General features: G+C 44.8%; 13 protein-coding genes. 3 read left to right on the top strand and 10 right to left on the bottom strand.

Translation table 11 applies throughout. The features are described from left to right. Positions 1 to 61 precede the first annotated feature (61 nt). From CES81_RS12355 to CES81_RS12340, 4 genes are all read right to left on the bottom strand, one after another. Positions 62 to 565, bottom strand: coding sequence for a GNAT family N-acetyltransferase (locus CES81_RS12355; protein WP_089122033.1), 504 nt, complete (start codon positions 563 to 565; stop codon positions 62 to 64). A 1-nt stretch (position 566) separates the two neighbouring features. After that, positions 567 to 1,037 (bottom strand): tRNA (adenosine(37)-N6)-threonylcarbamoyltransferase complex ATPase subunit type 1 TsaE, encoded by a 471-nt coding sequence (gene tsaE / locus CES81_RS12350; RefSeq protein WP_089122032.1) that lies wholly within the window; start codon positions 1,035 to 1,037, stop codon positions 567 to 569. An 84-nt stretch (positions 1,038 to 1,121) separates the two neighbouring features. Further along, positions 1,122 to 2,096: a phosphate acetyltransferase gene (pta, locus tag CES81_RS12345; RefSeq protein WP_089122031.1), complete on the bottom strand. Its 975-nt coding sequence runs from the start codon at positions 2,094 to 2,096 to the stop codon at positions 1,122 to 1,124. Between the two features lie 34 nt (positions 2,097 to 2,130). Then, positions 2,131 to 2,856 carry a uracil-DNA glycosylase gene (locus CES81_RS12340; protein WP_089088150.1) on the bottom strand — a complete coding sequence of 242 codons (726 nt, stop codon included), beginning with the start codon at positions 2,854 to 2,856 and terminating at the stop codon, positions 2,131 to 2,133. Positions 2,857 to 3,129: 273 nt separating this feature from the next. On the opposite strand from CES81_RS12340, the gene CES81_RS12335 reads away from it, so the two are divergent. The 3 genes from CES81_RS12335 to CES81_RS12325 all read left to right on the top strand — a co-directional run bounded on the left by CES81_RS12335 (position 3,130) and on the right by CES81_RS12325 (position 5,556). Continuing rightward, positions 3,130 to 3,705, top strand: a complete 576-nt coding sequence (locus tag CES81_RS12335; protein WP_089122030.1) for an LURP-one-related/scramblase family protein — start codon at positions 3,130 to 3,132, stop codon at positions 3,703 to 3,705. Between the two features lie 228 nt (positions 3,706 to 3,933). Further along, positions 3,934 to 5,010: a guanine permease gene (locus CES81_RS12330; protein ID WP_089122029.1), complete on the top strand. Its 1,077-nt coding sequence runs from the start codon at positions 3,934 to 3,936 to the stop codon at positions 5,008 to 5,010. Between the two features lie 3 nt (positions 5,011 to 5,013). Then, positions 5,014 to 5,556: a phosphoribosyltransferase family protein gene (locus tag CES81_RS12325; RefSeq protein ID WP_089122028.1), complete on the top strand. Its 543-nt coding sequence runs from the start codon at positions 5,014 to 5,016 to the stop codon at positions 5,554 to 5,556. 218 nt (positions 5,557 to 5,774) lie between these two features. On the opposite strand, the gene smpB is transcribed toward CES81_RS12325, so the two are convergent. The 6 genes from smpB to CES81_RS13610 form a co-directional block, all read right to left on the bottom strand. Further along, complete coding sequence (gene smpB / locus CES81_RS12320; RefSeq protein WP_089122027.1) at positions 5,775 to 6,245, bottom strand: SsrA-binding protein SmpB; 471 nt, start codon at positions 6,243 to 6,245, stop codon at positions 5,775 to 5,777. A 24-nt stretch (positions 6,246 to 6,269) separates the two neighbouring features. Next, positions 6,270 to 8,660, bottom strand: coding sequence for a ribonuclease R (gene rnr / locus CES81_RS12315; RefSeq protein WP_089122026.1), 2,391 nt, complete (start codon positions 8,658 to 8,660; stop codon positions 6,270 to 6,272). Positions 8,661 to 8,694: 34 nt separating this feature from the next. Beyond that, positions 8,695 to 9,441, bottom strand: coding sequence for an alpha/beta hydrolase (locus CES81_RS12310; protein ID WP_089122025.1), 747 nt, complete (start codon positions 9,439 to 9,441; stop codon positions 8,695 to 8,697). Positions 9,442 to 9,513: 72 nt separating this feature from the next. After that, positions 9,514 to 9,750: a preprotein translocase subunit SecG gene (secG, locus tag CES81_RS12305; protein WP_089088157.1), complete on the bottom strand. Its 237-nt coding sequence runs from the start codon at positions 9,748 to 9,750 to the stop codon at positions 9,514 to 9,516. A 116-nt stretch (positions 9,751 to 9,866) separates the two neighbouring features. Beyond that, positions 9,867 to 11,405: a ClC family H(+)/Cl(-) exchange transporter gene (locus tag CES81_RS12300; protein WP_089122024.1), complete on the bottom strand. Its 1,539-nt coding sequence runs from the start codon at positions 11,403 to 11,405 to the stop codon at positions 9,867 to 9,869. Between the two features lie 97 nt (positions 11,406 to 11,502). Beyond that, positions 11,503 to 13,029, bottom strand: a complete 1,527-nt coding sequence (locus tag CES81_RS13610) for a hypothetical protein (RefSeq protein WP_180949813.1) — start codon at positions 13,027 to 13,029, stop codon at positions 11,503 to 11,505. Between the last annotated feature and the right edge of the window lie 172 nt (positions 13,030 to 13,201).

The following is a 13,201-nucleotide window of genomic DNA, read 5'->3' as shown; positions in this document are numbered from 1 at the left end:
TGATATTAGTCGATTTTCATCGATTAATATCAGAACTAATCTTAGATTGTTTATGTTCTATCTACTTAACTGATAACTGCATTTCGTGAGCCTCGACAACTTCTCCAGTTGAAATCGTTACCGGTAACGTCTGAATCGTTTGAAACCCGATATCTTGATAGAGTCTTACTGCTCTTGGATTACGCAGTTGAACCGTCAAGGTAATGGTACTGTAAGTACTGCTTAAAGCGGCCCAATCGAGGCCACTCAGCATTAACTCACGACCAATACCACGTTGCCAATACCTCTTGCGTACAGCTACCCCAATTTCACCGATCGTCTTTGCCTTCGTTGGTAAAACCGTCACTAGTCCAACCACTTCGCCATCTAGTACGGCTAAAAGCAATAGCTGCTGCTTGGATTTTCCAATCAGTTTAATTTGTTCGCTTTCAGTAGCGGGATCGACTTCATCACTTGTATCTTCAAAAGTAGTCGACTCCGTCTTTAAAATCTTTAATAGCTTTAAAACCGCTTGAGCGTCCGTTGGAACTGCTTTACGGACGACTAGTTCCGGCTCATTTGCCATATCATTTCTCCCGTAGCTTCTTAAGCATCTCTTCGAACCGCTTACCGTGCGGCTCAAAAATCAATTCACGCTGACTTTCACCCTCGTCATCCAACCGTTTGAAGGCAATTCTGAGGTAATCTGCAGGTAGCTCGTCAGCGACAAACTTAGACCACTCCACGACACTGACCCCGTCGCCATTAAAGTATTCTTCCAGCCCCAATTCATCGCCACTGCCATCTTCCAGGCGATAAACGTCCATGTGATACAGGGGAATCCGGCCGTCCTGATACTCCCGAATAATGGTAAAGGTTGGGCTCTTCACGTTCCGTTTGATTCCTAACCCAGCAGCCAAGCCCTTAGTAAAGGTGGTTTTACCAGCGCCCAAATCACCATCCAGCAAAATAATATCTTTTGGTTCCAGCAACGGCGCCATTTTTTGGCCAATTGCCATTGTCTCTTCTGGTGTTGAAACTTTAACTGTAACTGTCATACAACGTAGCTCCTTAAATCAAAAGAAGCTGGGGCAGCGATACTGCCGACAGCTCCAAAAATTTTGTTAACGCTAAAATTAAGTTTATACCGACTGTGCTGCAGTGACGATAGACACTTTATAAACGTCTTCTTCATTGCAACCACGCGATAGATCAGATACTGGTGCGTTCATGCCTTGCAGCAACGGTCCAATGGCTTCGTAACCGCCTAACCGTTGTGCGATCTTGTAGCCAATGTTGCCGGCTTCAAGTTCTGGGAAAATAAAGACATTGGCATGACCGGCCACATTTGAACCCGGCGCTTTGCTAGCAGCAACTTCTGGTACCACCGCTGCATCAAATTGAAGTTCGCCGTCAATGGCAACGTCTGGCGCTTGTTTTTGAGCCAATTTGGTTGCTTCTTGAACCTTAGTCACTTGGTCGGCCTTCGCGGAACCCTTAGTCGAGAAGCTCAGCATGGCAACCTTCGGATCAATATCGTACTTCTTGGCAGTCTGGGCACTTTCCACGGCCACTTCAGCCATTGCTTCTGCATCTAAATCAATGTTGATTGCGCAGTCAGAAAACAGCAAGCGTTCTTCGCCCTTTAACAAAATGAAGTAGCCGCTGATACGCTTAACACCCGGTTTGGTCTTAATAATCTGCAGAGCTGGCCGAATGGTGTCACCAGTTGGGTGAATAGCACCGGATACCATGGCATCCGCTTCACCAAGATAGACCATCATGGTGCCCCAGTAGTTAGGATCTTCAAGCATTTTAGCTGCTTGTTCCGGTGTGTTTTTACCCTTACGGCGTTCAACTAACGCATCCAGCATTTTTTTCTTTTCGTCTTCAGACGCATTGGTTGGGTCCGCCAGTTTAACCCCGGACAAATCAAATCCCTTTTCACTAGCAGTTGCTTTGATTTTATCAATGTCACCAAGCAGAACTGGCTGCAGCAATTTCTCTGAAGCTAGTCGGCTAGCTGCACCAATAATTCTAATGTCTTCGCCTTCAGGTAAGACAACCGTCTTATCTAAACCACTAATCTTTTGCTTTAAACTGTCAAAAAGTTCCACAATATAGACCTCCAGATTTTGAAATTCCGACCAGTCAATTCTCTTTTGACACCTCATGCTGTGGTGTTGGTTCCTCAGCAGTAACGTGCTCAGGTAACTGCCAGTCAATTGGTGCTTCTCCTAATGATTCCAATGCGATGTTGGTTTTAGAAAACGGCTTAGAGCCAAAGAAGCCCCGGTTAGCTGACAAAGGACTTGGATGAGCTGATTGAATCACAATGTTTGCTTTCGTATCAATCAAACTGATCTTGTTTTGAGCCGCCCTGCCCCAAAGAATGAAAACTACCGGGGTAGGCCTTTCTGATAACTTATGAATAGCCGCATCCGTTAGCTGTTCCCAACCCTTCCCCTTATGGGAGAAGGCTTGGCCATTACGGACCGTCAAAACCGAGTTTAGCAACAATACACCCTGCTTTGCCCACTTTTCAAGATAACCATGATTGACAGGCTTAATGCCCAAATCAGACTGCAATTCCTTATAAATATTTCTCAGGCTAGGCGGCACTTGAACGCCAGGCAGAACTGAAAAGCTCAGCCCATGAGCTTGATGGGGCTCATGATACGGATCCTGGCCTAGAATCACGACTTTGACCTTTGAAAACGGTGTCCATTGAAATGCTTCAAAAATGTGAAACATGTCTGGATGGATATTTTGCGTCTGATACTCACGAATCAGAAAAGTACGTAAATTTTGGTAGTATGCCTTCTTAAACTCAGGCTCTAACACCGGCCACCAATCATTATGAATAAACGGTTTCATTCCCAACACCTCAACGTTCATTCTATCATAGATTTTCACGAATTATTAGTAATAACCATGGAAATTCGTTTAAGCAGCCAAATGAAAATAATCCCCCAGTCAATTTAGCCTTGAAAGGTCGTTGCCGTCAATTTTTTAAAGAAAGCCACTCTCAGTAAAACTTAAAAAATGACGCATGAGAAAGCTCAATTTAGACGTTATCCATGTTAAAATGAATAACGATAAGAAAGTAAGATTGACTTAGTTGATGACATAAATGAATGGAGGGCTTCCATGCGCGCACTGTATATTCGACAAGACAGTTTGGCTGCTAAGGGGGCCAGTGTCGTCCGAGACGCTGATCGACGTTCTATTTATCTCCTCGTTGGTAAATGGGGGCGTCACCAAGACGCACTTTCACTGTACCAAATTAGCGGAGACCTACTGGCTGAACTTCGCCAAACTTCATTAGGCTTGCTTCCTCGCTTTGATATTTATTATCAAGGGGCAAAGGTGGGTGCAATCTCTAAACGGCTGGGTTTCTTCAACGAAATGATTTATATCAGTAATCTGCACTGGATCATTGTTGGAAATTTTGTTACTGGTAATTATAAAATTTACCACGGAACAACAACGATTATGAATTCCCGCAGCGATGGTGACCTCCGAGAAATGCAGATTACCTCTCAGGACTTGGAACCAATCTGTATCTGTATTGCGGCAACGTTAGATCATTGGGCTAGCGGTCATAGTCAATTGAAGAATCCTGCTCAGGCTTGGCATGCATCGCTAAAACGACAAATCGGTTTACGTGGCAGTCGCGCTTGGCACTACGCCAATCACCAGGTTTGGCACCGAATGATGCACTGATGACGATTAATATTAATCACACTAAAGATCTATGGCTAACCTTCATTTCAGGGTTAACCGTAGATCTTTTTTAAGGTCTTAAAACGGAAAGGAAGCCAAAAATACGAACTATATCATTAGTAATTAGCATAATAGTTAATAAAAATCTTGTTTTCTCTTAAATTTCACGTTAAATTGCGTTACACTATTGCTGATAAGAGAACAATACGACTATTGGGGAGGCTCATTATGCACTGGCTAGCAGATTTATTGGCAGCAATAGGTGTGGTATTAAACGGAATTCCGCAAGGTATCATGGCAATGTCACTGGGATTTGCCGTTTTTCCGACCACGTTTTCATTTGTTTTTGCATCTGGCGTTAACGGACTGTTTGGCTCCGTAGCCCCGATTTCATTTCAGGCTGAATCCCTCGCACTAACGGGAAATTTAGGTAAAAATATTCGGGAACGGACTTCGATTATTTTTGGTGGCTCACTGATTATGATCGTCATCGGGGTGACCGGATCTCTGACGCGCATCATGTCTTTCTTGGGTAATCACATCATGGCCGCGATGATGGCCGGCGTTGGTATTATGCTGGCAAAAATTGCCATCCAAATGACTAAAATCGAAAAACGGACCGGCTGGATATCCATTGCAGTTGCAACGCTCACTTATTTGATTACCAAAGATCTGGTATGGACGATCGTATTGTCCGTTATTTTATCAAGTTGTTACGCCAGCTTAGTTGAACACTATCGTGCAGCATTACCGGGCTACGTTACCGCCCGTAAATTTCACTTTTTAAAACCCACCTTTAGCTGGCGGGTTCTCCGTGGCGCACTTAGCCTAGCCTGCCTGAACATTGGGGCCAATATCTCTTATGGCCTGATTACGGGACAAATGACGGGCTTAAAGCCCAATCCGGTTAACTTGAATTTGCTAACCAGTACGCAAGCCCTAGCTGACATGGGCACTAGTCTCCTCGGTGGTGCGCCCGTTGAAACGATTATTTCCGCAACGGCTAGTGCCCCGGAACCTGTCATTGCGGGTGTCTTGATGATGCTGATCATGGCTGTGATTCTCTTTGCGGGCTGGTTGCCTAAAATTGGAAAATATGTGCCAAGTGCTTCGATTGCCGGTTTTCTATTCATTTTAGGTGCAGTTATCACGTTCCCAGAGAATGCTACATCTGCCCTGAGTGGCACCAATAACTTGATTCCAGCGGTCACACTTGTTGTCACAGCCGTCTTTGATCCGTTTGCTGGATTATTGACTGGCGGTGTGTTGAAATTTGTTTTGCCATTGATTGGCTTAGGAGTGTAAAAAATGACTAAAACCTATCAGTTAAAACTAGGACCATTGACTCGAAATCTGCCATTAATCAAAATCAGCCCAGACGTCACTATTGCCTCATTTGTGCTATTAGGGGACGCTGAAATGACCCACTATGCCGCTAAAAAGCTGTCGAAATTGGTAGCGGATGTGCCATTTGACTATCTGATTACCATGGAAAGCAAAGGGATTCCGTTAACTCAAGCATTAAGCTGGCTGACGAATCACGACCGCTATATCGTCTTACGGAAATCAGTCAAAGACTACATGCAACACCCCATCAGTGAACCAGTTAACGCCATTACCACCAGTGCTGATCAAGAACTAGTGCTCGATGGTGCTGACGCTGAACTCATTAAAGGCAAACGGGTTGTCATCGTCGACGATGTTATTAGTACCGGTGGTTCCGTCTTTGCCGCTAAAGCGTTAGTTGAAAAGGCCGGTGGTACTGTCGTTTCGCAATTAGCAATATTAGCAGAGGGCGATGCTGCTGAACGGGATGATATTCATTATTTAGGAAAATTACCGCTATTTTAAGCGAAAGTGGGAAAAAACGTTTAACACCCAGAATCTAAGCACGATTGGGGCTGAGAAGAAACTCAACTTCAGGTAATAGAATAACGGGTACCGTAAATAAAAGCAGGAGTGAAATTCTTGAAAATCCAAGAATTTCACTCCTGCTTTTATTAAGAGGCTAGTTTTTCCCAATCCTCTTATTTGTGACTTCAACTGAGTACGGTCAGACTCTGATCGTACTAATAGTGTTTCATGACTCGGGCAATCTGACGGTTTTGTTCCCGTCGCTTAATGGTTTCACGTTTATCATACTCGTGCTTCCCTTTAGCAACGCCGAGCAAAACTTTTGCCACACCGTTTTTAATATAGATCCGTAAGGGAACAATGGTGATCCCTTTATCCTGCGTCTCGCCTTGCAACTTGTTGATTTCTTTCTTGTGCAAAAGCAATTTACGATTACGCAACGGATCGTGATTAAACCGGTTACCTTGAGTATACTCACTGATATGAATATTCATCAGCCAAGCCTCACCATTCCGGATTTGGGCAAAACCATCGGTCAAATTAACCCGCTTTGCGCGAATCGATTTAATTTCGGTCCCGGTTAATACAAGTCCAGCTTCATAGGTATTGAGGATCGTATAATCATGCCGAGCTTTTCTGTTTTGCGCCATGACATTTTTGTCAGTTGGTGTCTTCTTTCTTGCCAACAGTCCTCACCTCACTTTTAAATATTAACGATTTGGTTTGTGATTCTGACGGTTGCCGGATTGCGTCTGGTTTCGTGTATGCCGCACGTTATTGTTCCGTCCGCCATTCCGGTTACCGCCTTGGTTATTATTACGATTACGATTACCATTGCCGCCATTTTGAGAACGGTGATGGTCATTTGGCCGGCCGTTTCGATGGTTGCCACCGTAATTATTGGAATGGTGCTCCCGTTTTGGCAGTAAATCAGACGTTGGCGCAGCTGAAGGATCAACGAGGGCAAAGTCAATTTGGCTTTGTTCTTTATCAACGTTGACAACCTTAACTCTGACCGCTTGTCCAATTCGGTAAGTCCGGTGAGTCTTGCGACCGACCAAAGCCAAATACTTTTCAACGTATTCGTAGTAGTCATCGGTCAAACGGCTGATGTGGATCAGGCCTTCAACCGTGTTAGGCAATTCGATGAACATCCCAAACTTCATGACGGAACTGACGGTTGCGTCAAATTCCTCACCAAGATGGTCAGCCATGTATTCAGCCTTCTTCATAGAATCGGTATCCCGTTCAGCATCAACCGCACGGCGTTCCATTTCTGATGAATGCGTCCCAATTTCTTCGAGTAAATCAGCGTAACGTTCCTTACTCTTAGCGTTAATCCCATTTTCTTCATAGAAGTGAATTAAACGGTGGACCATGGTATCTGGGTACCGGCGAATTGGTGACGTAAAGTGGGTATAGTATTTAGCTGCCAACCCAAAGTGACCAAGGGACTGATCCGTATACCGCGCTTGTTTCAAACTTCTTAACATCATCACTGAAACGACCGCTTCTTCCGGCTTACCAGCAACGGATTTCAAAACATTCTGGAGCATCTTTGGCCGCAAGTGATCAGGGTCACCCTTAACGTTGATGCCAAAGGCCGTTAAGAATTCGAAGAAACTCTTAACTCGTTCGCCATCTGGTGTTTCGTGGACCCGGTAAATAAATGGCGCTTTAGCTTTGTTATAGTGTTCCGCAACGGTTTCGTTAGCAGCCAGCATAAATGATTCGATCATCTTTTCAGCTAAGCCGCGGATCCGCAGCTTAATGTCAATTGCGTGGCCGGTTTCGTCCACGATGATTTCTGCTTCGTGGTCATCAAAATCAATGGCACCGCGACGCTTACGCTGTTTGTATAAAATCTTGTGCAGTTCGCCCATGGTTTCAAACATTGGCACTAATCGTGCGTAACGCTCACGGGTTGCATCATCATGAGATTCCAAAATCTTATTAACGTCGGTATAAGTCATCCGCGCTGTTGACTTCATCACACTAGGATGAATCCGGTGATTAACCACGTTACCTTCAGGATCAATTTCCATTTCACAACTCATACATAGCCGCAAAACGCCTTCATTCAACGAACAAATGCCGTTGGACAAACGACGAGGCAGCATTGGAATAACCCGGTCCGTTAAGTAAACACTGGTGCCACGCTTGTAAGCTTCTTGGTCCAGCAAAGAACCTTCCTTAACGTAGTGGGACACATCAGCAATATGCACCCCTAAATGATAGTTGCCGTTATCCATCTTCCAAACCGTAACGGCGTCATCTAAGTCCTTTGATGATTCGCCATCGATCGTCACTAAGTCCTGATCGGTAATGTCTTCACGACCGGCCATTTCGGCTTCGGTAACGTGATCTGGAATGGCATCAGCTTCCTGCAAAACATCCTCAGGAAATTCAGCCGGAATATCATGTGCGTACACGATCTGCAGGATATCAATGCCTGGGTCATCCACACTACCGATGACCTTCTTAGCGATGCCGACCATTGCTAACGGGTGGTCGGAATTAGGATATTCGGTAATTTCAGCAGTAACCACTTCTCCGGGTGTTGGCTTCAAACCAGTGTCCACCACGTAAAACTTATACCGTGAAAGTTTTTTATCGGTTAAACGAACTTGGCCGTAATAGCCCATATCGTCATCAGTCTGCATGAAAGCACCAACAACGTGGGTATAATTGTGGACATCAATCCCTGTAACCTTGCCTTCTGGTCCGCGATCAGAATGCGGGTCAGCAGCACGGACAATTTCCATATCCACTTCATCGCCGTTTAAGGCCAGCATCGTGTTGTCCGGCGCAATGTAAGCATCGGGTAATTCGTCATCATAAGCGACAAAACCGAAACCTTTGTCATTAGCGTGAAAGACACCGTTCAAAGTCCGTGCCTTTTCATTTAACTGAAATTCGCCTTCGCTAGTCACCGCGGCTATCTGTTCACGTTCCAAGCGAGCAAACTCTTGCACGATCAGCTTAAAAGCAGCTGAACCGTGGTACCCTAAGGCGTCAGAAACATCCTCTACCCGAAACTTTTTCGTCGGGTTTGCACGCAGTAAATCCGTAATTTGTTGTTTTAAATTGTTGTCTTCCAAATTTTTGTCCTCATTAATCTTTGATTTGTTGTTATTAGTTAAAAATCCGTTTTAAATATGCTGTTAAGTCCCGTTCCAGTTGGTGATGAGCGCTATTCACGGTAAGCACGTGACCAGCATCTTCATAATAGTGAAAGCTGACCTGGCTACTAGTTAGCGCATCCCGCAAGGCATACGCCTTTTGCGCATCAATCAGCCCATCTTGACCGCCCTGAGCAATAAAGGTTGGCTGCTGAACTTGACTGAGGCCGTTGGCAACCGTCCCCGCAAATTGATTGATCTGCGTTAGCTGTGCCGGTAAATGTGCCGTCAGCCAATTTAAACGCTGCTGTTCGGCGTCACCATCGAGTTGCTGATACTTATAGGTGGCTTTGGCCAACTGCACAAATTCTGGAATCAAGTTGTTTTTTTGCGATGTGATAATTGGCGAGCTAAATGCACCACCGCCTAACAAACCGCTATCCTGTTCCAAAGCTCGCATGGCAAAAATACCGCCTAATGACAAGCCAAAAATGCAAATTCGTTCATAGTGTTTATCCCTTAAAGACTGAACTGCTTGCTGTGTGTCTTGCCACCAAGTATCAGGCGAACCCTTAGTTAGAATATCCGCCGGTTCTCCCGTACCATGACCAGTGAACATCGGTCCCAGTACTGTATACCCCTGTCTTTGAAGGTAACGGCCAAGCATCCGCACATCGTTAGAGTTGCTAGCATAAGCGTGAAGGAGAATCACCGCTTGTGATCCGCCTTCAAAAAAGAAGGGTTTGGGTAACTGAATCATCAATCATTCACCTCCGGTCAGTGGTGGTAGAAGTCAAAAATCCCCCTGTGGTCATCACAGGAGGATCTATTGCTAGTGTGAAGAAAGATAGGCTAATGCTAACGCCAGCGCAAAGAAGATAACTCCCAAGACAACCGTTGCTTTTTGCATAAATGCTTCAAAGCCCCGCGCCTTTTGATGGGAAAATAGATCTGTACCGCCACCACTTAAGGCAGACATTGCATCGTCTTGCTTAGCAGGCTGCATTAACACAGCAATTATAATCAGTACACTATCGATCATCAATAATGTTAACAGTAAATTGTACAAGAAATTGCCTCCTATTGTTACTTTGTCTCCGACAATACCTCTATACAATTTATCATAAAAATAGATAGATTACTACCCTATGGCTTAAATTATGGTCAGTGGAATAGCCGAAACAACTACCTGCCAGTCAATTGGGTCATTTTTCGCCGGATCTTTGACAGTCCCTTTTGCGGCACGTTTAATAACAACGTATCACCTAAATGAATCACTGTATCACCGTGAGGAACAATGACCCGTTCTCCCCGTTTAATTTCCACCAGCAAAGTTTCTTCCGGCCAATTAACATCACGAACTTGTTTACCATCCATAATGGCGTTCTCAAACACCGGAAATTCCAACTGAGTCACTGGCGATGATTGCCCATGATGCGCTTTTTTCAAGGATTGTTCTAACATAGCCGCATACACGGGTGTGCCGCCCAAAACATCAACGGTTAAATAAGCAATCAGCGAAACAATCGCCAGCGGCATCAGGTGCTGCAACGTGCCTACCATTTCGGTGATCAGCAGTATCGCTGTAAACGGTGCTTTACTAATACCGGCAAAATAACCGGCCATCGCAGTAATCGTAAAAATAGGTACTAAATCTGGACTCATCAAATGCCAAGCCACGAGGATTTGACCAAACAACGTGCCTAAAACTGCACCTAAGGTTAGGATTGGTAAAAAAATACCACCCGGTAAACCAGTACCATAAGCAATCATTGAATAAACAAATCGCACGGCAAAAACCACTAACAAAATCATAATGCCAGGGGCTTGACCGCCAATCGAAACGATAAGCTGATTTCCGCCACCCAGTATTTGAGGCAAAAATAGGCCCACTGGAATAAGCAGAACAAAGGCTATCAAACTGTTATATTGATCGGGCAGCCACTTGAATTTATGATACCAAGACCCCACTCGCAAAACGATAACTTGGTAGAGACGACCAAAAAGACCTAGCAACAATCCCAGTAAAATCAGCCAGCCATATTGAACTAGCGGTAAAGCATGCACATAGGTGATATGTAACACGGGTGTTAAACCGAAAAAGAACGTGGAAACAAAGTCGGCGGCAATGGCGCTGGCCAACGCCGTGATCCACACCATTGTGGAAAAGTTATGGTAAACCTCTTCCAAAATAAATAATGAACTGGCAATGGGCGCGTTAAACGCAGCGGAAAGACCAGCAGAAGCGCCACTCGCAATTAAGATCCGCCGTTTATTACCCAAAATTTTCCGGCTGGCAGCAAAGCCCTGTCCAACGGTCGCACCTAACTGGATTGACGGTCCCTCACGCCCCAGAAACAAGCCGCTGCCAATAGCCAAAACGCCGCCAGCAAATTTTTTCCAGAGTACCGGCCACCAGTCGTATTCGACTTCTCCCATTAGCTGGCCCTCTACTTGGGGAATGCCCGATCCCTTGATTTCAGGTGTCTTTTTCAGCCATCGACCGATTAATAATGTGAGCAAGATACTGATTAGCAGCCAAATTCCCAGCAGCCAAAGATGATGATTAGCTTGCCGAAAAAACCACTGAACCAGTAATAGTCCGTGACTGATTAATAAGCGAAACACGCTAACGATCACTCCGGCAATCAAACCAATTATAATTCCCTGTGCCACTGCGTTGATTCGGGAAAAATCAACTTTTTTATGTTGTATATCGTTCATTGTATACTCCTAACATTTTCGTTCGGATATTATTTTATCATATGTAGTTAAAAGCCTGATGCTAAATCAAGCTTTTAGTACGCCTTTTCAAAAAGAACTATGCAAAATGATGAGCTGCTTTCACACGACTATGTTTGCTTCGGTGCTTGGCACTACCGTGTTTACTTCGTTTCAGCCGTTGATTTTTCTTGGCAATCTTCTGATGCTTTTTATGGTGCTTATGACCCTTGTTTTTTGGATGTTTTGTTTTAACCCGTTTATGGTGGTCCCTTTTTGGTTTCGTTGTTCGCTGTTTTTCTAGCAATTGGACATAACGGTCCATCAATTTAACGACTCTTTGAAATAGTTTTTCTAATTGAGGCAAGTCTGATGATACGCCATCATTTCCCAAATAAATAGGTTTCACGTTAATCTCAGGCTGGAGTACCAAATTAGAATCTGGTTTCGACTCATGTTCAGGCTGGGGTTGTGGTTCTGGTGCTGGTTCTGGTGCTGGTGCTGGTTCTGGTTCTGGTTCCGGCTCTGGTTCCGGTGCTGGTTCCGGTTCCGGCTCTGGTTCCGGTTCCGGCTCTGGTTCCGGTGCTGGTTCCGGTTCCGGCTCTGGTTCCGGCTTCGGTTCTGGTTCTGGCTCTGGTTCCGGTGCTGGTTCTGGCTCTGGTTCCGGTGCTGGCTGCGGTTCCGGTGCTGGTTCTGGCTGCGGTTCTGGTGTCGGCTCTGGCTCCGGTTCTGGCTGTGGTTCTGGTGTCGGTTCCGGGGCCGGCTCTGGCTGCGGTTGTGGTTGTGGCTCGGGTTCCGGCTTCAATTCAGGAATTGGCTGCGGATTGCTGATAGAATTCTTTTTAATTGTGAACTGAACATTGCCGTTTCCTTCCTCATCATACGTCACTTTACGGGACACTATCTCAAAATCATTTACACTTAATAGCTTCGAGAGTGCTTCAAATTTATCAGCCATCTGGTCGTAAGCAACTGTAAAGCTTTCTGGGAATTTTTCATTTGTTACTTTTTTCCCATCTGAAGTGGTATAAGCAACTTGGTAATTCAGCTGTTTACGGTGAATTACGGTCTCAATCGGCGCCATATTTCGCTTTATAACGATTTCTTGATGATTAGCTAAATCATAACCGGTCTTAAGCGAATCCGTTAAAACCGGCCGACAAATACCGTCAACAGTTCCGTACGCATACTGATAATCCGTGAATTTTTTGGAACTCTTAGTAGCATCAGGATTCTCAAGGATGTACTTTAACTTAGGCCGTTCCTTTTTGGCATATATTTTAGCCCGATACAGCACGCTGCTCTCACCGTCTTTAATCAATATGGGCTTTAGCGTTGTTAGATCATCAGCATCATAGTAATCCGGATACGCGGCTTTCAAACTGTAAGTTCTTAACCCGGTGCTCGTAAATCCCGTCACACCCGGTATTGATTCCGTCACCGAAACCGTCTTAGATTGCTTTGGTAACTCAACCCATTTACTTGAACCGGCATTTTTCACCGTCCTCGTCACTTCATACGTGAGGTCATAGGGTGAAAAGACATTTTTAGCCGCATGGGCTTTAGTCCCGCTTAACCCCACTCCCATAACGACCGCTATTCCCAGTAATAATCGGTTATACTTCATTTGCAAATCATGCTCCTTTCTAGTTATGAAGCTAACTACGCAAATTCAACCGAATAAAATTGGGCATAAGAAAGAGGCTGTGACATAAGTCTCTTAATTCAAAAGCAGGTAGTTAAAATCCTCGGATTTTTAACTACCTGCTTTTTTGATATAATGACAGAAAAAAAGAGTA

This window comes from Secundilactobacillus pentosiphilus, assembly GCF_002217985.1.
Taxonomy (GTDB): Bacteria; Bacillota; Bacilli; order Lactobacillales; family Lactobacillaceae; genus Secundilactobacillus; species Secundilactobacillus pentosiphilus.
Note: the sequence above shows the minus strand (reverse complement) of the source record. Positions and strands in the feature narration are given on the sequence as shown.

Excerpts from the sequence above, each read along its gene's own strand:
- CES81_RS12355 (WP_089122033.1), bottom strand. The coding sequence starts at position 565 with ATGGCAAATGAGCCGGAACTAGTCGTCCGTAAAGCAGTTCCAACGGAC.
- tsaE (WP_089122032.1), bottom strand. The coding sequence starts at position 1,037 with ATGACAGTTACAGTTAAAGTTTCAACACCAGAAGAGACAATGGCAATT.
- CES81_RS12340 (WP_089088150.1), bottom strand. The coding sequence starts at position 2,856 with ATGAAACCGTTTATTCATAATGATTGGTGGCCGGTGTTAGAGCCTGAG.
- CES81_RS12335 (WP_089122030.1), top strand. The coding sequence starts at position 3,130 with ATGCGCGCACTGTATATTCGACAAGACAGTTTGGCTGCTAAGGGGGCC.
- CES81_RS12330 (WP_089122029.1), top strand. The coding sequence starts at position 3,934 with ATGCACTGGCTAGCAGATTTATTGGCAGCAATAGGTGTGGTATTAAAC.
- CES81_RS12325 (WP_089122028.1), top strand. The coding sequence starts at position 5,014 with ATGACTAAAACCTATCAGTTAAAACTAGGACCATTGACTCGAAATCTG.
- CES81_RS12310 (WP_089122025.1), bottom strand. The coding sequence starts at position 9,441 with ATGATTCAGTTACCCAAACCCTTCTTTTTTGAAGGCGGATCACAAGCG.
- CES81_RS12300 (WP_089122024.1), bottom strand. The coding sequence starts at position 11,405 with ATGAACGATATACAACATAAAAAAGTTGATTTTTCCCGAATCAACGCA.
- CES81_RS13610 (WP_180949813.1), bottom strand. The coding sequence starts at position 13,029 with ATGAAGTATAACCGATTATTACTGGGAATAGCGGTCGTTATGGGAGTG.